The organism is Paenibacillus sp. Paensp38 (assembly GCF_059491915.1).
In genome coordinates this window covers 4824687-4843198 of record NZ_CP168516.1, presented here as the reverse complement: position 1 = coordinate 4843198, position 18512 = coordinate 4824687, and the positions used below count along the sequence as shown (strand labels likewise).

Here is an 18512-nt window from a genome sequence, read left to right as displayed (position 1 = left end):
TCCCTTGTCCTTTGCGGCACAAACGAAAAAAGAGCTTACGATGATTGAAAGCCAGTCCTGCTGTGAGAAAGCGGAACTATCTGCGCTCATACGTATGCTCGGAACCGTACAACTGTCGAATAAAAGGGTGATATTGGACGTGTCCACAGAAAATGCCGCGATTGCAAGGCGGATTTACTCCTTGATCAAGAAGCATTTTCAACTTCATATCGAACTGCTTGTACGGAAAAAAATGCGCTTGAAAAAAAATAATGTGTACATTGTCCGTATTCCTAATGATGTGCAACAACTGCTAAAGGATCTTTATATCGTCTCAGAAGGTTTCTTGTTCACTGACGGGATTAATCGGGATATTGTTCGGAAAAACTGTTGTAAGAGAGCTTATTTACGGGGCGCCTTTATGGCAGGTGGCTCTGTCAACAATCCTGAAGGATCATCTTACCACCTTGAAATTTCTTCGATGTATGAGGAGCATTGTCAGGCACTCGTTGATCTTGCGAATGAGTTTCATCTAAATGCTCGCTGTATTGAGCGAAAAAAGGGTTTTATTCTCTACATCAAGGAAGGCGAGAAGATCATTGAGCTGCTTAGCATCATTGGGGCGCATCAAGCCTTGTTCAAATTTGAAGATGTACGCATTATGCGCGATATGCGCAATTCCGTGAATCGTATTGTCAATTGTGAAACGGCTAATTTGAACAAGACAATTGGAGCTGCTGTCCGGCAAATTGAGAATATTAAGTTGCTGGAGAGAGAAGTTGGCTTGGAGACCTTGCCGGATAAACTGCGTGAAGTGGCAGAAGTTCGGCTCGCTCATCCCGATTTGAATTTGAAAGAAGTCGGGGAAATGCTCAAAGGGGTCGTGAGTAAATCGGGTGTAAATCATCGGCTTCGCAAAATTGATGAGATGGCTGACAAAATCAGGGGCGAAAATGGCCTGATTCCGTAAAAAGAATGTTGGTGGGGCTTTTAGCCCCAGTTTTTTTAGTTTTTTTTCTAGTGTCTGTCCCGGGTTAATGTTATAATGTGATAAATAAAATGGAGTAAGTAGTGTCCAGATTTATTTGATGAGGGGGTAAGCTGACATGTCAAAACATCCGGTAGTCGTACGTTTGAAAACAGGACTGCACGCCAGACCTGCTGCGTTGTTCGTACAGGAAGCGAATAAATATTCATCTGAGATTTTTGTGGAAAAAGATGACAAAAAGGTTAATGCCAAGAGCATCATGGGTATTATGAGTCTTGCCATCAGCACAGGTACTGAAATCAATATTAGTGCTGAAGGTGCGGATGCCGAACAGGCTGTAAACGCTTTAGTAAGTCTGGTTAGTAAGGTAGAGCTGGAAAATCAATAAACAAAGAATTGCTTGTAATATAGTGTATGATCTTAGTGAAAAGCCCCTTTGGGGCTTTTTTTATATCCAGAAAAAAATCCTTCGAACACTCCTCAGCTAACTGTTTTATTGTGGATTTATTGGATATAGAGGCCGTATTAAGTTCAAACTATAAATAATGAAAATCCTCGTGGTCATGCTCTGTTTCGGAAATTTGTACGCTTGGCTGCAACCTTTTTCCGTCTTTTCCGTCTGGAAGGTACAAACATTTACTAGAAAGAGGTTGAATTCAATGAGACTTTGGACAAAAACAGTAGCCACAGCAGTTCTCACAGGTGCATTAATAGCAGGGGGAGTAGCAGGAGGATTATGGACAGGGGCAGAGCGTGCTTATGCTGCGTCAACAGCTTCGACGGTAAACGGTGTAATTAATGTGATTGGAAGCGGGGAAGTATTGGCAAAGCCCAATATTGCTTATCTCTCTATCGGTGTACAATCGGAAGGGAATACGGCAGCCGCTGCTCAAAAAGCTAATGCTACAAAATTGAACAAGGTTACACAACTGCTGAAAGAAAAGTGGAGCATCAGCGGAGATGACATTCAGACCAGCCAGTTTTATGTACAGCCTAACTACACCTATAACGAAAAAGAAGGGCAGAAGCTCAAAGGCTACACTGCCAACCATACACTTTCCGTTAAATACCGCGATTTGGATAAAATAGGTCAGTTGTTGGATGAGGCGACCAAGTCCGGAGCCAATAACGTAGATAATGTTCGTTTTTCGGTGGAAGATCCTTCGACTTATGAGGAAGAAGCCATTACTAAAGCATTGGGAAGCGCACAATCTAAAGCCAGTGCTGTAGCTAAAGCGGCCAAACGCGGATTAGGTGCTCTTGTGAATGTGACGGTAGATGGCGGAGAAGCACAAGTCTTTACACAACGTGAAAATGCCATGTCAAAATCGCTCATGGATTTAGCAGGTAGCGGGACAGACATACAATCGGGGCAAGTAACAGTGAAAGTTCAGGTGTCGGCTCAATACGAAATGAACTAATATTAGATCATCAAACGAAGCCACAAGCGGCCTGCATCATGCGCAGGCTGGCTTGCTGGCTTTTTTTGTATACCGAAACCTTTTTGTAATGAGTCTGTCATAGCTAAGGGTTACTAGGTGTACAGATTGAAATCGGGGAGTGTACAGATTGTAAACTACATACAATGGGGTATAGATATAATAAGTAAAGTGATTATTTACACATAGACAATACAGAAATAATAACAGGAGGAATACTTAATATGAATAAGCATACGAAAAAATGGGGTTCAGCACTGCTGGCAGCAGGGATTTTAGCAGGAGTCGCAGCTGTTCCCGTTTCATATATCCAGGCAGCATCGATTAAACAGCAGCAAGCGGCAACACAGCAACCAGGAATCACTATCCAATGGAATGGTAAAACGTTGCCCGCTAAAGGTGTTCAAGTGAACGGGAGTACAATGATTCCGGTGGCCGCACTGCGTGACAGCTTGGGGATTCCAGTAAGCTATGATGCGAAAGCAACGACATATACCGTAGGTAGCGGGTACAATAAACTTTACATTATGGCTTCTTCCTCGGATGCCTACGTCAACGTCAATGGAATCAATACACGTAGTATGGATGCCAAACAGATCGCTGGGAAGCTATACATTCCTATGAGTCTGTTGAAAGACTATCTAGGCATAGATGCTCAATGGAACGCAGCTCAGAAGACAGTAACGCTAAGTAAAAGTCAGCTAAACCCGATCACAATTGCGTCTCAAACACTTCCAGCTTCGAGTAATGCGAAGGTATCTTACAAAGTTAAGTATCCGCAAATCAGCGGCAGCCAGCTGAATCCTGAGGCAGAGCAGGCCATTAACCATGTGCTTAAAAAGCATGCAGAGGGTATATTGGCAGCAGGCAAAAAGATGGTGGCTGAGGGAGAGGCTACAACAGAAAGACCGTATGATTTCGAAAATGATTTTGCAATTGCCTATAACAAGGACGGTATTCTAAGTGTGATTATGCAGGATTACTCGTATATGGGTGGCGCACATGGAATGACGGTACGTAAAGGATATACGTTCTCGCTCGCTGATGGTAAACTGCTGCAGTTGTCTGACGTATTGAAGGCGAATCCAAATTACAAAAAGTTCCTCAATGCTGATTTGAAGAAAAAAATCGATGCGCTTCAGGCTGGTGAAGGATTCGGTAAATTTAAAGAGTTGGCGGCAGATCAGAATTTTTATGTGACGAACAGTGGAGTAACAATCGTGTTTGATTTGTATGATTATGCGCCATACGCGTATGGAATTCCGGAGTTTACCTACTCGTTCGGTCAACTGCTGCCTCAAGGCGGAAAGCCTTTTGCGGGACAGATTTAATAGTAGAAATGAGTAAGTTGGACTGTCTATACTCTAAAAAACAATAAAGCAAAAAAGCTGCCTACCGGATAATAACATCCGGAGCAGCTTTTTCATTTACCAGCTATCGAGAGGCAAATTTTTTCTCTTATACACCTTCTGGAGAGGAGCTAGTTAGCACTTTATCAATAATACCGTATTCTTTGGCATCATCAGCAGACATGAAGTAGTCACGGTCTGTATCTTTTTCAATACGTTCCAGTGGTTGGCCTGTGCGATCTGCGAGAATGCGGTTCAGTTTATCACGCATTTTCAGAATGCGGCGTGCGCGGATTTCGATATCCGTTGCCTGGCCTTGTGCACCACCCAGAGGTTGGTGAATCATAATTTCACTGTTTGGCAAAGCGAAACGTTTACCTTTGGCGCCTGCATTCAGCAAGAACGCGCCCATGGAAGCCGCCATACCTACACAAATCGTAGATACATCAGGTTTAATGTATTGCATCGTATCGAAAATGGCCATACCAGCTGTAATGGAACCGCCAGGACTGTTAATATACAAGTGAATATCTTTTTCAGGATCTTCGGCAGCCAAAAACAGCATTTGCGCAATTATAGAGTTGGCTACAACGTCATTGACGTCCGAGCCTAACAAAATAATGCGATCCTTTAACAGTCTGGAATAAATGTCATAGGCGCGTTCGCCGCGGTTACTTTGTTCTACTACCATAGGAACATAGCTCACGTCAAAAAACCTCCCTTAAATATCGTTAGTGGATTTGGTGGACATGCCGAGTACACGTCCCTTATTTATAAACTGTTACCGTATTAACCACATGATAAACAATTTCAAACAAAAAGTCAAAGAAAGTCAAACTAATGATTAAAAAAAAGAGCCCTCAGCGCTCTTATTGGTTAAAACATTATATAGAAGCATTTAAGCGTTCATTTAAAATGGCGCGCCCGCGAGGAATCGAACCTCGATCTCAGGCTCCGGAGGCCTACGTCATATCCGTTGGACCACGGGCGCATAGTTGATTCAATGCAAACAACTAACTAATTAAACAGCTAATTGGAAACAAAGATGATTATATGATATACAGCAGTGAATTGCAAGCTTTTATTAAATGCGCATATTCAGACAAATGGTTGAGAAATATAGGTTCAGATAGACTTGCATATGGAGCAAATATTGGTTAAGATATACGTGGGACTTAAAAAGTTATCCCGGGACGTTTTAAGACCAGTTAGAGACAGAACTTAGAAGTGTGCGGGAGTGGAAAGCATGCGAAAGATATTAGAAATACAGAAGCAGCTTCTGCCCGACCTCATGGATGTTTTGAAAAAAAGGTACACGATCCTGCATCAGATTATGCTGTCCGATGTTGTTGGACGCAGAACACTGGCAGCTTCACTGAACATGACCGAGCGCGTGTTGCGCGCCGAAACCGATCTTCTTAAAGCTCAGGGGCTAATTGAGATTGAGAGTGTAGGCATGAAGGTGAGCAAAGCAGGACTGGATCTGCTGGAACAGCTGGAGCCGATTGCGAATAACTTGTTCGGCCTGTCCCAATTGGAGGACCAGATTCGTCAAGCCTATGGTTTGAGGAAGGTGGTTGTCGTTCCAGGGGATTCGGATGTTTCTCCGTTAACAAAGCAGGAGCTGGGGCGCGCTGGAGCAAAAGCGTTGCTAAGTGTTATGGACGACGAGGATGTGGTCGCTGTAACAGGTGGCACGACGATTGCAGACGTGGCGGAACAACTGGCATTGCCTTCTAATGGCCCCCTTAAGGGTGGGTGGTTTGTACCGGCACGCGGGGGTTTGGGAGAAAGCATGGAAATGCAGGCCAACACAATTGCTTCCACAATGGCTCGCAAGGTCGGCGCTCAATACCGTCTGCTCCATGTACCGGATTTGCTCAGCAATCATGCTTACAACTCCTTGCTTGAAGATACGAACATTCAGGATATATTGAGCCTGATTCGCGAGAGTCGTATCATCATTCACGGGATAGGCAACGCCATAGCGATGGCACATAGACGTAAACTTGATCCCGAAACCTTTGCCCAGATCAGCAGTGAAGGGGCGGTAGCCGAATCGTTTGGTTATTATTTTAACGAAGATGGCGTCGTTGTTCACAGAATGCTGACGCTTGGACTCCGATTGGAGGACATTAGGCGTACCGATACGGTTCTAGGTGTAGCTGGAGGCAAGAACAAGGCGGCCGCTATTCATGCGGTACTGCGTTTCGGGCAAGAAGACATTCTGGTCACCGACGAAGGCGCTGCTGTTGAGATTGTAAGTCGTTATTTAAATGATTAATATAGGATTTATGAATCGTGTTGTCTTGACAGGCTTTCGGGTCTGTCTTGAATATATAAAACTAAACTAAACGAACTTTGGGAGGAACTCACTCATGACAGTTAAAGTTGGTATTAATGGTTTCGGACGTATTGGACGCCTTGCTTTCCGTCGGATTCAAAACGTGGAAGGTATTGAAGTAGTAGCAATCAATGACTTGACAGATTCCAAAATGTTGGCACATTTGTTGAAATATGATACAACACAAGGTAATTTCCAAGGACAAGTAGAAGTACATGATGGCTTCTTCAAAGTAAACGGTAAAGAAGTTAAAGTTTTGGCTAACCGCAACCCTGAAGAACTGCCTTGGGGAGACCTGGGTGTAGACATCGTTCTGGAATGCACAGGTTTCTTCACAACTAAAGAAGCTGCTGAGAAACATTTGAAAGGCGGCGCTAAAAAAGTTGTTATTTCCGCTCCAGCTACTGGCGACATGAAAACTGTCGTTTACAACGTAAACCATGAAATTCTGGATGGAACTGAAACTGTAATCTCTGGTGCTTCTTGCACAACGAACTGCCTGGCTCCTATGGCTAAAACACTGCAAGATAAATTTGGTATCGTTGAAGGTTTGATGACTACAATTCATGCTTACACTGGCGACCAAAACACTTTGGATGCTCCACATGCTAAAGGTGACTTCCGTCGTGCTCGTGCAGCAGCTGAAAACATCATTCCTAACACAACTGGTGCTGCTAAAGCAATCGGTTTGGTTATCCCTGAGTTGAAAGGTAAATTGGATGGCGCGGCTCAACGTGTTCCAGTACCTACAGGTTCCCTGACTGAGTTGGTAACAGTTCTGGAGAAAAACGTAACTGCTGAAGAAATCAACGCAGCGATGAAAGAAGCTTCCGATCCTGAAACTTATGGATACACTGAAGATCAAATCGTTTCTTCCGACATCAAAGGCCTCACTTTCGGTTCTTTGTTCGATGCAACTCAAACTAAAGTTCTGACTGTCGGCGACAAACAACTGGTGAAAACTGTAGCTTGGTATGACAACGAAATGTCCTACACTGCACAATTGATCCGCACGTTGGAATACTTCGCTAAACTGGCTAAATAATAAGAACTTTCTTATTAGCAACATCATAGAGCGGAAACAGGTTATTGTTTCCGCTCTTTATATATCAAAATGTGCCTTGAATTCCTGTTTCGTAAAATTATAAGGGTGCGGAGGAATATGGAGATGAACAAAAAGAGCGTACGTGATATAGAACTGAATGGAAAACGGGTGTTTGTTCGTGTAGATTTTAACGTTCCGGTTGAAGACGGTAAAATTACAGATGACAAGCGTATTCGTGAAACCTTGCCAACCATTAACTACCTGATTGAAAAAGGTGCAAAAGTTATTTTGGCGAGTCACTTTGGACGTCCAAAAGGTCAGGTTGTTGAATCCATGCGTCTGACTCCTGTTGGCGTACGTTTGTCTGAACTGCTGAAAAAGCCAGTAGTTAAAGTGGACGAAGCGGTAGGCGAAGCTGTTAAAGCGAAAGTGGCTGAACTGCAAAACGGCGACGTGCTGTTGCTTGAAAATGTACGTTTCTATGCAGGAGAAGAAAAGAATGATCCTGAGTTGGCGAAGCAATTTGCTGAATTGGCTGACGTTTTCGTGAATGACGCATTCGGCGCAGCACACCGTGCTCATGCTTCCACTGAAGGTATCGCTCATATTCTTCCGGCTGTTTCCGGCCTGCTGATGGAAAAAGAATTGTCTGTTATTGGTAAAGCTCTGTCGAATCCAGATCGTCCTTTTACAGCCATTATCGGCGGTTCCAAAGTAAAAGACAAAATCGACGTGATCGACAACCTGCTGAACATTGCAGATAACGTAATCATTGGTGGCGGTTTGACTTATACATTCTTCAAAGCTCAAGGTTATGAAGTGGGTCAATCTTTGCTGGATGAATCCAAACTGGACGTAGCTCTTGGATTTATCGAAAAAGCGAAGAAACTCGGCAAAAACTTCTATCTTCCGGTAGATATTGTTGTGTCTGACGATTTCAGCGCTACGGCGAACACAGACATTGTGGATATCGACGGCATTCCTGCAGCTTGGGAAGGCGTGGACATTGGACCGAAAACACGTAAAATCTATGCAGATGTAATCAAAAACTCCAAACTGGTTGTATGGAACGGACCAATGGGCGTATTTGAAATCGAGCCTTTCGCTGGTGGTACTCGTGAAGTAGCGGAAGCTTGCGCAACAACTGAAGCATACACCATCATTGGTGGCGGTGATTCTGCGGCTGCGGCTGAAAAATTCCACTTGGCTGACAAGATGGATCATATTTCCACTGGCGGCGGCGCATCTCTGGAATTTATGGAAGGCAAAGCACTTCCGGGTGTTGTTGCACTGAACGATAAATAATCAAACGCACTATGCGTGAATAAAGCTTTAGGGCACCTAATAGTTAGGAGTTGAAACCATTGAGAACACCGATTATCGCGGGTAACTGGAAGATGTTTAAAACCGTACCAGAAGCTAAAACTTTCATCGAAGAGATCAAAGGCAAAGCAGAGGTTGCAGGAGTGGAAAGCGTGATTTGCGCACCATTTACGAATCTTCCTGCTCTGGTTGAAGCAGTAAAAGGCACGTCTATTAAAATTGGCGCACAAAACCTGCACTTTGCAGAAGATGGTGCATTTACAGGTGAAATTAGCGGCGGAATGCTGAAAGATCTGGGCGTAGACTACGTTGTGATCGGACACTCCGAACGTCGTGAATATTTTAATGAAACAGACGAAACGGTGAACAAAAAGGTTCATGCGGCATTCCGTCATGACCTGACTCCAATCGTATGTGTAGGCGAAAAGCTGGAAGATCGTGAAGCTGGACAAACCAAAGAAGTTGTAAAAGTGCAAACTGTAGCAGCTTTTGCTGGTTTGGCTAAGGATCAGGCTGCACAAGTAGTTGTTGCTTATGAGCCAATCTGGGCCATCGGAACAGGCAAATCCTCCACTTCGCAGGATGCGAATGAAGTGATTTCCTATATCCGCAGTCTGATTAAAGAGCTGTATGATGAAAATACAGCAAATGCTGTACGTATTCAGTATGGTGGTAGTGTAAAACCTGAAAATGTTACTGAGTACCTGGGTCAAAGCGATATCGACGGCGCGCTCGTGGGCGGTGCCAGTCTTCAACCGGCGTCGTACATCGCGCTTGTTGAGGGGGCGAAGTAAGATGACAGCACCAAAACCGGTAGCTTTAATTATTATGGACGGGTTCGGACTGCGTGACACCGTGGAAGGCAATGCGGTTGCACAGGCCAACAAACCGAATTACGACCGGTATTTACAACAGTATCCTCATACGACGCTGACGGCTTCTGGCGAAGCAGTAGGTTTGCCGGAAGGACAAATGGGTAACTCTGAAGTGGGTCACTTGAACATCGGCGCAGGCCGTATCGTATATCAAGACTTGACTCGTATTTCGAAGTCCATCCGTGAAGGTGAATTCTACGACAATGAAACACTGGTTAAAGCAGTGCAACATGCCAAGAAGAACAACACGAAACTTCACCTGTACGGACTTCTGTCCGACGGCGGCGTGCATAGCCATATCAGCCATCTGTTCGCTATGCTGGACTTGGCGAAAAAAGAAGGCCTAACAGAAGTGTACATTCATGCTTTCATGGATGGACGCGACGTTATGCCAGACAGCGGCGTAGGCTTCATGCAGCAGCTGATCGCTAAAATTCAAGAAGTGGGCGTAGGTAAAATTGCGACTGTACAAGGACGCTATTATGCTATGGACCGCGACAAACGTTGGGAACGTGTAGAGAAATCTTACCGTGCAATCGTATACGGAGAAGGACCTCAATACACAGATCCAATGGAAGCATTGAAAGAATCGTATGAAAAATCAGTGTTCGACGAATTTGTGGAGCCAACTGTTATTGTGAAGGCTGACGGAAGTCCTGTAGGGCTGGTCGAAAGCAATGACTCTGTTATCTTCCTCAACTTCCGTCCTGACCGTGCGATTCAACTGTCTCAGGTATTTACAAACGCGGACTTCCGTGGTTTTGACCGTGGCCCGAAATGGCCTAAAGATTTGCACTTTGTTTGCCTGACGTTGTTCAGCGAAACGGTTGAGGGCTTTGTAGCTTACGAACCGAAAAATCTGGATAACACGTTTGGTGAAGTGTTGGTTCAAAACAACAAGAAGCAATTGCGTATTGCCGAGACTGAAAAATATCCGCACGTTACTTTCTTTTTCAGTGGCGGACGTGATGTGGAGCTTCCTGGCGAAACTCGTATTTTGATCAACTCGCCTAAAGTGGCTACATATGACTTGCAGCCGGAAATGAGTGCGTATGAAGTAGCGGATGCTGCTGTTAAGGAAATCGAAGCCGACAAGCATGATGCGATTATCCTGAACTTTGCCAATCCGGATATGGTTGGACACTCCGGTATGCTGGAGCCAACGATTAAGGCGGTAGAGACGACGGATGAATGTGTTGGACGTGTTGTAGATGCGGTTAAAGCCAAAGGTGGCGTGGTTATTATCATTGCCGACCATGGTAACGCGGATATGGAAATTGATGAGCAGGGACGTCCGTTCACAGCTCACACAACGAATCCGGTTCCGTTCATTTTGACTGACGAAAATATCGTTTTGCGTGAGCATGGAATATTGGCTGACGTAGCTCCAACGCTTCTGGATTTGATGCAACTTCCGCAACCTGCGGAAATGACAGGAAAATCTATGATTGCATCCCGCAAGTAAGCTTGATTTAATAAGTATAGGCTTGACCAATAAATCATGATTCACAAAGGAGATTAAGTACAAATGACTATTATTTCTGACGTGTACGCTCGCGAAGTCCTCGACTCCCGTGGTAACCCTACGGTTGAAGTTGAAGTATATCTGGAATCCGGTGCTATCGGTAGTGCTATCGTTCCTTCCGGTGCCTCCACAGGCGCTCACGAAGCTGTAGAACTTCGTGATAACGACAAATCCCGTTACCTGGGTAAAGGCGTTCTGCAAGCTGTTAAAAACGTGAACGAAATTATTGCTCCTGAAGTAATCGGCTTGGATGCTGTGAACCAAGTAGAAATCGACACGCTGATGATCAAATTGGATGGTACACATAACAAAGGTAAATTGGGTGCAAACGCAATTCTGGCAGTATCCATGGCTGTAGCTCGCGCTGCTGCTGAAGCTCTGGGCTTGCCACTGTACACTTACCTAGGCGGATTCAATGCTAAACAATTGCCAGTACCAATGATGAACATCGTTAACGGTGGCGCTCATGCCGACAATAACGTTGACGTACAAGAGTTCATGGTTCTGCCTGTAGGCGCTCCTACATTTAAAGAAGCTCTGCGTGTAGGCGCAGAAATCTTCCACAACCTGAAATCCGTACTGAACTCCAAAGGTTTGAACACAGCTGTTGGTGATGAAGGTGGTTTTGCTCCTAACTTCAAATCTAACGAAGAAGCTCTGTCCACTATTATCGAAGCGATCGAAAAAGCTGGTTACAAACCAGGTGTTGACGTATTCCTCGGTATGGACGTTGCTTCCACTGAGTTCTTCAAAGATGGAAAATATACTTTGGAAGGCGAAGGCAAATCCTTCACTTCTGCTGAGTTCGTTGACCTGCTTGCTTCTTGGGTTGATAAATACCCAATCATCACTATTGAAGATGGTTGCTCCGAAGATGACTGGGAAGGTTGGAAATTGCTCACTGAAAAATTGGGCAACAAAATCCAATTGGTTGGTGACGACCTGTTCGTAACAAACACAGAGCGTCTGGCTAAAGGTATCGATGAAAACATCGGTAACTCCATCCTGATCAAAGTAAACCAAATCGGTACGCTGACTGAAACATTCGATGCTATCGAATTGGCTAAACGTGCAGGATACACAGCTGTTATCTCTCACCGTTCCGGTGAATCCGAAGACAGCACAATCGCTGATATCGCTGTTGCAACAAATGCAGGCCAAATTAAAACAGGTGCTCCTTCCCGTACTGACCGTATTGCGAAGTACAACCAATTGCTCCGCATTGAGGATCAACTGGGTGAACTGGCTCAATACCACGGCCTGAAATCTTTCTACAACCTGAAAAAATAATATTGCGCAAAAATGCTGATGGCGTCTCTTGACTCATGGTTTATGATCACGAAGTCTGAACGCTCAAAGCTTTTACGCATGAATAAAACAGGCCTACTCGCCACCGCGAGCAGGTCTGTTTTTTGTTATTATGGATGTGTATGAGAATTTATAACTTTGCAAAGGCTTAATGGCTGAGTGACTTGCTATAGCTGTTGTTATCTACTGGAAGCTGTGGTAGAATAAAAATAGTGTTTTGCGTTAATTTCCGGCTATTTATAACATGATATGTACATGTTTTCATAAAAGAGGCTGTGTTGTTTTGCAAAACAGATGTATAAGCTCAGGAGGTGGGATTTTTCATGGAAATCTTTTTGAAAGTGCTGCTCGTTGTGTTCTCGATTGCTGTTATTGCGGTTGTTTTACTGCAAAAGGGGAAAAGTGCAGGTTTGTCCGGTGCCATCTCTGGCGGTGCTGAGCATCTGTTCGGCAAGACAAAAGCTCGCGGTATGGATTTGATTTTACAACGCGCAACTGCTGTTTTGGGTGCGGGTTTCATGATCGTTTCTGTTTTAGTTGCATTTTTTGCAAAATAAGATAAATATGTACCTTAAGCCTTCGTTTCGCGGGAAACGGGGGCTTTTTTTAGATTTTGGACAGGCAGGGATGCCGTCGATTAAATTCGTGTATACTAGGGTATGAGTATATTAAGAGCCTTGTATCAGGAGCAAGGAACAAGGACATGCGGATTTTATTACTGAAAATTAAAGGTCACCCGAGGTGGACAATATTATGATAACAGAGCAACAACTACTCGATTTTATGCGCGAGACCGCATACAAACCCATGACTTACCAGGAGCTGGAGCAGCATTTTGATATTAAGGATGCCGAAGATTTCCGTGAATTTCTTAAGCTTTTGAATGCCTTGGAGGAAGAGGGGAAAATTCTGCTGACCCGCACAAACCGTTATGGCGTGCCGGAACGGATGGATTTGCAGCGTGGGCGTTTGCAGGCTCATGCCAAGGGATTTGCCTTTTTGATTCCAGAGGACCGGGAGCACCCGGATGTATATATTCATGCTAACGACTTGAAGAGTGCGATGAATGGAGATACGGTACTGGTAAGAGTGACGTCGAAGGGACCTGCGGGTGGCCGATTAGAAGGCGAAGTTGTGCGGATCGTGAAGCGCGCAGTGCTTCAAGTAGTAGGCGTGTTTCAGAGCCACGAAGCATACGGTTTTGTTTTGCCGGATGATAAGCGCATTAACCGGGATATTTTCATTCCAAAGGATAGCTTCAACGGAGCTGTGAACGGGCAAAAGGTCGTTGTGCGCATTGTGAGCTATCCAGAAGGACGAGCTGCGGCGGAAGGCGAAGTGTTGGAGGTTTTGGGTCATAAGGATGATCCAGGCGTTGACATTTTGTCCGTTATTCGCAAGCATCAGCTTCCGGAAGCTTTTCCAGATGAAGTGACAGAGGAAGCCGAGAATGCTCCCGACGCGATTACGGAAGAAGAGATTGTACGTCAGGGACGGCGCGATCTGCGTGATAAGATCATTGTTACCATTGATGGTGAGGATGCCAAAGACCTGGATGATGCTGTCAATGTAGAGCGCTTGCCGAACGGAAACTACCGTCTGGGCGTTCATATTGCCGACGTAGGGTATTATGTGCGTGAGAACTCCAAGCTGGATCAGGAGGCATATAACCGCGGTTGTAGCGTGTATTTGGTTGACCGTGTCATTCCTATGCTTCCACATCGACTTTCGAATGGAATATGTTCTTTGAATCCACAGGTGGATCGACTGACTTTATCCTGTGAGATGGAATTCAATGAGCATATGAAGGTTGTAAAGCATGATATTTTCACCAGTGTGATTAAAACGAAGGAACGGATGACGTATACTAACGTTCGCAAAATCCTCGAAGAGGAAGATGCTGAACTGATGGAACGGTACAAGGATCTGGTTGATGTATTCGGCACGATGAAGGAATTGGCATTGAAGCTGCGTGCTAATCGAATGCGCCGAGGTGCAGTTGATTTTGATTTTGATGAAGCCAAAGTGATTGTTGATGATGAAGGTAAAGCTGTCGATATTGTGAAGAGGGATCGTACGATAGCTGAACAAATTATTGAAGAGTTTATGTTGGCGGCCAATGAAACGGTAGCTGAACATTTCCATTGGCTCAAAGTACCTTTCTTGTACCGGATTCATGAGGACCCAGATCCAGAGAAGCTGCAAAACTTTATGGCTTTCGCAGCTAATTTTGGGCATCAGATCAAAGGTAGAGGGAATTCCATTCATCCGCGTGCACTGCAAACGTTGCTGGAAGACATTCAGGGTACGAAGGAGCAAACCGTGCTTAGCACGATGATGCTGCGTTCGATGAAGCAGGCAAAGTATGATGCGGAGTCGACAGGTCATTTTGGACTAGCAGCGGAATATTACTCTCATTTTACATCGCCGATTCGTCGTTACCCTGACTTGGTGATTCACCGTGTCATTCGTGAGGTATTGGAGAATGGCGGGGCTTTAACAGCCGAACGTCAGGAATATTTGACTGCACGTATGCCTGATATTGCGCAGCAATCTTCCGAGCGTGAGCGTGTAGCTGTGGATGCAGAGCGTGATACAGAGCAGATGAAAAAGGCTGAGTACATGCTGGATAAGGTCGGCGAGGAATTCGAGGGAATCATCAGCAGTGTAACCAGCTTCGGAATGTTCATTGAGCTCGACAATACAGTGGAGGGTCTGACGCGTCTGAGTGCGCTTACGGACGACTATTATCATTTTGACGAGCAGCATATGGCGTTGATCGGCGAACGCACCTCCAAGGTGTTCCGCATTGGAGATGAGGTTAAGGTTCGGGTCGCGCGTGTAAATATGGAAGATTACACAATTGACTTTGAACTTGTCGATATGAAGCAACGGCAACGCCGTGAACGGACTGGCGGTACAGGACAGGGCGGAGGCTTTGCGCGTGGCGAGAGCCGTGGTAAAGGCAAAGGCCGAGAAGGGCGTGACCGCAAGGGCGGCAAGGATAAGACTGGCAAAGAGGGTAAAGGCAGTCGTGATGTTACCGGGAAGCCAAAAGAGGCTGGCGCAGGTAACGGAGGCATTAGCACCGCAGGCCGTTCAGGGCGCGGCGGTGGGAACGGGGCAGGAGCTGGTTCAGCTAGCAGCTTCGGCTTTGGCAGTGGCAAGGGCGGGTATAACTCGCCAGCATCCGGGGCAAGCAAGCGACGGAAGAAGACGTCTGCCAGCGGTATTTTCATCGGCGGAGCAGCTACACCAGGAAGTGATGCCAGACCAAACGGTGAAGGCGCAGCACGACGCAAACGGAAGAATAAGGGCGGAAGTGGCGGCAATAGCACCGCTGGCTTTGTGCGGAAAAAGAAGAAGTAGGTGGCTATACTTGCTTGCTAGAAGGCAGGAGTCTTCTTTCGTGGCAGGGTATGAAACTAATCATGCGACTTAGGTATAAAGGCGGTTTCTGTCTGCAGTAACGGATAGAAGCCGCCTTGTTTTAAGTGTGATGTTAGTGTTAGTTAGAAATGTAGAAGGCTTGACCCTTCTTGCTTTTACCATCTGAAATTTGTTACAATATATTTCTAGGTGGCTCTTTGTAGCCAGATTTTGATGCCTGGATTTCAAGAGTGAATTACGTTATTCATAAGGAGTGGTATTCATGGGTAAGAAGGCAGACGGGAAAGTGCTCGCCCAGAACAAAAAAGCTTCCCATGACTATTTTATTGAGGACACCTACGAGGCGGGCATGGTATTAACGGGAACGGAAATTAAGTCTCTGCGAAATGGTCGTTCCAATATAAGTGATGCATTTGCTACGATCCGTAATGGCGAAATTCATATTCACAATATGCATATCAGTCCTTTTGAGCAAGGTAATCGTAATAATCCTACCGATCCGACGCGTACGCGTAAGCTGCTGTTGCATAAAGAGCAGATTCGCAAGCTTATCGGTCTGTCCAAACAGGAAGGTTACACGATTGTTCCGTTAAAGATTTATGTTCGCAATGGTTATGCCAAGCTTTTGCTCGGACTGGGTAGAGGTAAAAAGCAGTATGATAAACGTGATGCTGCCGCTAAACGCGATGCACAACGTGATATCCAACGCGCTTTGCGCGAGAAGCAGAAAATTGCGAGATAAGTTATTGTATTATTAGTTATGGTACAAATTACGTGGAAAAGTTACTTGTTCCTCTAATGGTGCTATTTTATAAGGCTTAAATGGCTTCATTTCGTTTCGTAATGACCTGTAATATGGTATACTAACGAAGTAGTCAGTTTTAAAGCTTTTAACTTTGTTCGAGTGTTGAATCTTAGGATTCAGCTTTTGATATTATGCATGCTTATGCTCCGGTATTTCCGGATTTATCCGTGGAGCCCTTTTATAATAAGGGGGCGTTTATGGATTCGACGGGGATAGTTCGAGCATGGGTAGCGGGTAGTGGGGACGCGTCCGCTTCATCAACGCTAAAGCCTATTAAACGGCAAACAACAAAACAACTACGCTTTCGCAGCCTAAGAAACTGTGTGCGTGCTTCTACTCTGCATCGCCCATGTGACAGGGATAGGGGCTAACAAATAGTGGGATACGCTGTCTCATCTCCGCCTGCGGTGAGCTGAAGAAGATAATCAGGCTGACCCAACGTATAGCCGGTTACGGGGCGATACTCGGGTGACATCAAAACTGTGACTACACCCGTAGAAGCTTATGTGTCGTTATCTTCGGACAGGGGTTCGACTCCCCTCGCCTCCATCGATCAAATCCACAACTTGTAGCTTAAAGATGACTTCTACGTGTTCTTTGTAGACGATCACCTTTTCTACGTAGCTGCCGATGAACTTCTTGATCTCAGGAAGGTTCCGGCTGGTGATGTGGTCCTGAAAGCCAGAAAGCAGTTGTCGCAGAGCATCCTCTGTGATGGCTGCTTTTTCTTTTACCTGCTGAGCCTCAAGCAGTTTCGTTTCTAGCTCAATCTTTTGCTGCTCCAGTGAAGATAGCTTTTCTAAGATGGTAGGATTGTTCAGACCGCCAGCCACCGCATTTACAATGTTATCAATCTGACGCTCTACACCTTCCAGACTCTTGTTCAGGCGTTGTTGATCGGCTTTCACATGAGTTTCTTTGGACTTTTGGTACTCATTAAGCTGTTTAGCCAGAAGAGGGATAGCTTCATCGTTAAAAATCTTCTCTTGGAGTTGGGCTAGTACATAGGCTTCAATGTACTCCCGGCGTAATTCGGGATTCTTGCATGCCTTTGTTCGGTCACGGTTGCCGCAACGGTAGGTGACATATTTCAGTTTGCTTCTACCACTGTATTTGGTATTGCCCATCATGGCATACTGAATACCTACGTTTTTTAAACATTCCCCACAAACAATGAGTCCGCTAAGCAGGTACATTTCTTTTGCCTTGTAAGCACCAGGTTGGCGCTTGTTTTGATTCATCTTATCCTGTGCCTTCTGAAAATCTTCCTTGGTTACAAGTTGTGGCATACCACCTTCGACACGAATCACATCTTCACTATTTTTATGTCGATTACCATTACGCTTACCAGCCGCATCCTTGCTGTCGGTGAGGTTGAAAATGTAGGTGCCTGTGTACTTTTCGTTACGAAGAATCGTACCCAAGGTACCTTTGCTGATGGGTTTACCGTAACGGGATTTGTAACTTTGCTCCGTCAGTTCCCGAATGATCTGATTGTACCCGTGACCAGCGAGGAACATAGAAAAAACAGTTTCGACGATGCCGCGTTCCTCTTCATTAATGATGTACTTTTTTGTTACAGGATCTACAGCATAGCCGATGGGAGGTAAGCCGCCTGTATGTTTACATTGGTATGCTGTTTCTTTCATTCCCTTCATGACCTCACGGGCCAAGTTTTTGGAATAGTACTCAGCCATACCTTCCAGCAAAGTTTCCATAATGATACTTTCGGGAGAGCCATCTAGGTTTTCGGTGACGCTGTACAGTTTAATACCGTTCAATTTCAGTTTGCGTTTGTATTTAGCACTGTCGTATTTATCCCGGCTAAAACGATCCAGCTTATGAACGATGAGCACATCAAAAAGGCCTTTTTCACTATCGACAATCATTTGCTGGAACTGTGGGCGTTTGTCTGTGGTGGCGCTTTTGGCGCGGTCGATATAGATTTTAACGAGTTCAAAGCCTTTTTGTTTGCAGTAGGCTTCAATGGCTCGAACCTGAGCGTCGATGGATTCATCCCGTTGGTTGTCACTGGAAAAGCGAGCGTAAGCTGCGGCGCGTTGAATAGTCATTGGTATGATTACCCCTTTCAATGTAGGCGAATGATGATGGTGATGAATCTGATATAGCCCCTCTGTAAAA

Annotated in this window: 15 protein-coding genes, 1 tRNA gene and 1 other RNA gene; 14 read left to right on the top strand and 3 right to left on the bottom strand. The window is 45.2% G+C overall.

Annotation, left to right across the window (positions count from 1 at the left end):
- Window positions 1-4: 4 nt before the first annotated feature.
- From whiA to ACEN8J_RS21395, 4 genes are all read left to right on the top strand, one after another.
- Window positions 5-949 carry a DNA-binding protein WhiA gene (whiA, locus tag ACEN8J_RS21410; protein WP_318628135.1) on the top strand — a complete coding sequence of 315 codons (945 nt, stop codon included), beginning with the start codon at window positions 5-7 and terminating at the stop codon, window positions 947-949.
- A gap of 136 nt (window positions 950-1085) precedes the next feature.
- Window positions 1086-1355, top strand: a complete 270-nt coding sequence (locus tag ACEN8J_RS21405) for an HPr family phosphocarrier protein (protein WP_013308257.1) — start codon at window positions 1086-1088, stop codon at window positions 1353-1355.
- A gap of 271 nt (window positions 1356-1626) precedes the next feature.
- On the top strand, window positions 1627-2388 hold the full coding sequence (locus ACEN8J_RS21400) for an SIMPL domain-containing protein (RefSeq protein ID WP_069012121.1): 762 nt from the start codon (window positions 1627-1629) through the stop codon (window positions 2386-2388).
- A gap of 242 nt (window positions 2389-2630) precedes the next feature.
- A complete protein-coding gene (locus tag ACEN8J_RS21395; RefSeq protein WP_069012119.1) occupies window positions 2631-3737 on the top strand; it encodes a PdaC/SigV domain-containing protein in 1107 nt (368 codons plus the stop codon).
- A 127-nt stretch (window positions 3738-3864) separates the two neighbouring features.
- Here the strand turns inward: ACEN8J_RS21395 and clpP are convergent, their stop codons facing one another.
- On the bottom strand, window positions 3865-4461 hold the full coding sequence (gene clpP / locus ACEN8J_RS21390; RefSeq protein ID WP_013368815.1) for an ATP-dependent Clp endopeptidase proteolytic subunit ClpP: 597 nt from the start codon (window positions 4459-4461) through the stop codon (window positions 3865-3867).
- Between the two features lie 210 nt (window positions 4462-4671).
- Window positions 4672-4746 (bottom strand) — tRNA-Arg (locus ACEN8J_RS21385).
- 255 nt (window positions 4747-5001) lie between these two features.
- Here ACEN8J_RS21385 and ACEN8J_RS21380 point away from each other — a divergent pair.
- From ACEN8J_RS21380 to ssrA, 10 genes are all read left to right on the top strand, one after another.
- Window positions 5002-6039 (top strand): sugar-binding transcriptional regulator, encoded by a 1038-nt coding sequence (locus tag ACEN8J_RS21380; RefSeq protein ID WP_029518990.1) that lies wholly within the window; start codon window positions 5002-5004, stop codon window positions 6037-6039.
- A 94-nt stretch (window positions 6040-6133) separates the two neighbouring features.
- The gene (gene gap, locus ACEN8J_RS21375; RefSeq protein WP_023986488.1) at window positions 6134-7144 is read left to right on the top strand and encodes a type I glyceraldehyde-3-phosphate dehydrogenase; all 1011 of its coding nucleotides are present in this window, start codon (window positions 6134-6136) and stop codon (window positions 7142-7144) included.
- Window positions 7145-7267: 123 nt separating this feature from the next.
- Window positions 7268-8449 (top strand): phosphoglycerate kinase, encoded by a 1182-nt coding sequence (locus ACEN8J_RS21370; protein ID WP_029518988.1) that lies wholly within the window; start codon window positions 7268-7270, stop codon window positions 8447-8449.
- A 59-nt stretch (window positions 8450-8508) separates the two neighbouring features.
- Window positions 8509-9261 (top strand): triose-phosphate isomerase, encoded by a 753-nt coding sequence (gene tpiA, locus ACEN8J_RS21365; protein WP_023986490.1) that lies wholly within the window; start codon window positions 8509-8511, stop codon window positions 9259-9261.
- A 1-nt stretch (window position 9262) separates the two neighbouring features.
- Window positions 9263-10807: a 2,3-bisphosphoglycerate-independent phosphoglycerate mutase gene (gpmI, locus tag ACEN8J_RS21360; protein WP_013308265.1), complete on the top strand. Its 1545-nt coding sequence runs from the start codon at window positions 9263-9265 to the stop codon at window positions 10805-10807.
- 63 nt (window positions 10808-10870) lie between these two features.
- Window positions 10871-12157 (top strand): phosphopyruvate hydratase, encoded by a 1287-nt coding sequence (gene eno / locus ACEN8J_RS21355; protein WP_013308266.1) that lies wholly within the window; start codon window positions 10871-10873, stop codon window positions 12155-12157.
- A gap of 341 nt (window positions 12158-12498) precedes the next feature.
- On the top strand, window positions 12499-12732 hold the full coding sequence (gene secG, locus ACEN8J_RS21350) for a preprotein translocase subunit SecG (RefSeq protein ID WP_013308268.1): 234 nt from the start codon (window positions 12499-12501) through the stop codon (window positions 12730-12732).
- A 196-nt stretch (window positions 12733-12928) separates the two neighbouring features.
- The gene (gene rnr / locus ACEN8J_RS21345) at window positions 12929-15544 is read left to right on the top strand and encodes a ribonuclease R (RefSeq protein ID WP_318628136.1); all 2616 of its coding nucleotides are present in this window, start codon (window positions 12929-12931) and stop codon (window positions 15542-15544) included.
- Between the two features lie 283 nt (window positions 15545-15827).
- Window positions 15828-16307 (top strand): SsrA-binding protein SmpB, encoded by a 480-nt coding sequence (gene smpB / locus ACEN8J_RS21340; protein WP_013308270.1) that lies wholly within the window; start codon window positions 15828-15830, stop codon window positions 16305-16307.
- Window positions 16308-16557: 250 nt separating this feature from the next.
- Window positions 16558-16922: a transfer-messenger RNA gene (ssrA, locus tag ACEN8J_RS21335) on the top strand.
- Here ssrA and ACEN8J_RS21330 read toward each other — a convergent pair.
- The gene (locus tag ACEN8J_RS21330; RefSeq protein WP_495593961.1) at window positions 16883-18442 is read right to left on the bottom strand and encodes a recombinase family protein; all 1560 of its coding nucleotides are present in this window, start codon (window positions 18440-18442) and stop codon (window positions 16883-16885) included. The two genes, ssrA and ACEN8J_RS21330, sit on opposite strands and share 40 nt — an antisense overlap.
- Between the last annotated feature and the right edge of the window lie 70 nt (window positions 18443-18512).

Excerpts from the sequence above, each read along its gene's own strand:
- ACEN8J_RS21405 (WP_013308257.1), top strand. The coding sequence starts at position 1,086 with ATGTCAAAACATCCGGTAGTCGTACGTTTGAAAACAGGACTGCACGCC.
- ACEN8J_RS21400 (WP_069012121.1), top strand. The coding sequence starts at position 1,627 with ATGAGACTTTGGACAAAAACAGTAGCCACAGCAGTTCTCACAGGTGCA.
- ACEN8J_RS21395 (WP_069012119.1), top strand. The coding sequence starts at position 2,631 with ATGAATAAGCATACGAAAAAATGGGGTTCAGCACTGCTGGCAGCAGGG.
- ACEN8J_RS21380 (WP_029518990.1), top strand. The coding sequence starts at position 5,002 with ATGCGAAAGATATTAGAAATACAGAAGCAGCTTCTGCCCGACCTCATG.
- gap (WP_023986488.1), top strand. The coding sequence starts at position 6,134 with ATGACAGTTAAAGTTGGTATTAATGGTTTCGGACGTATTGGACGCCTT.
- ACEN8J_RS21370 (WP_029518988.1), top strand. The coding sequence starts at position 7,268 with ATGAACAAAAAGAGCGTACGTGATATAGAACTGAATGGAAAACGGGTG.
- gpmI (WP_013308265.1), top strand. The coding sequence starts at position 9,263 with ATGACAGCACCAAAACCGGTAGCTTTAATTATTATGGACGGGTTCGGA.
- eno (WP_013308266.1), top strand. The coding sequence starts at position 10,871 with ATGACTATTATTTCTGACGTGTACGCTCGCGAAGTCCTCGACTCCCGT.
- secG (WP_013308268.1), top strand. The coding sequence starts at position 12,499 with ATGGAAATCTTTTTGAAAGTGCTGCTCGTTGTGTTCTCGATTGCTGTT.
- rnr (WP_318628136.1), top strand. The coding sequence starts at position 12,929 with ATGATAACAGAGCAACAACTACTCGATTTTATGCGCGAGACCGCATAC.
- smpB (WP_013308270.1), top strand. The coding sequence starts at position 15,828 with ATGGGTAAGAAGGCAGACGGGAAAGTGCTCGCCCAGAACAAAAAAGCT.
- ACEN8J_RS21330 (WP_495593961.1), bottom strand. The coding sequence starts at position 18,442 with ATGACTATTCAACGCGCCGCAGCTTACGCTCGCTTTTCCAGTGACAAC.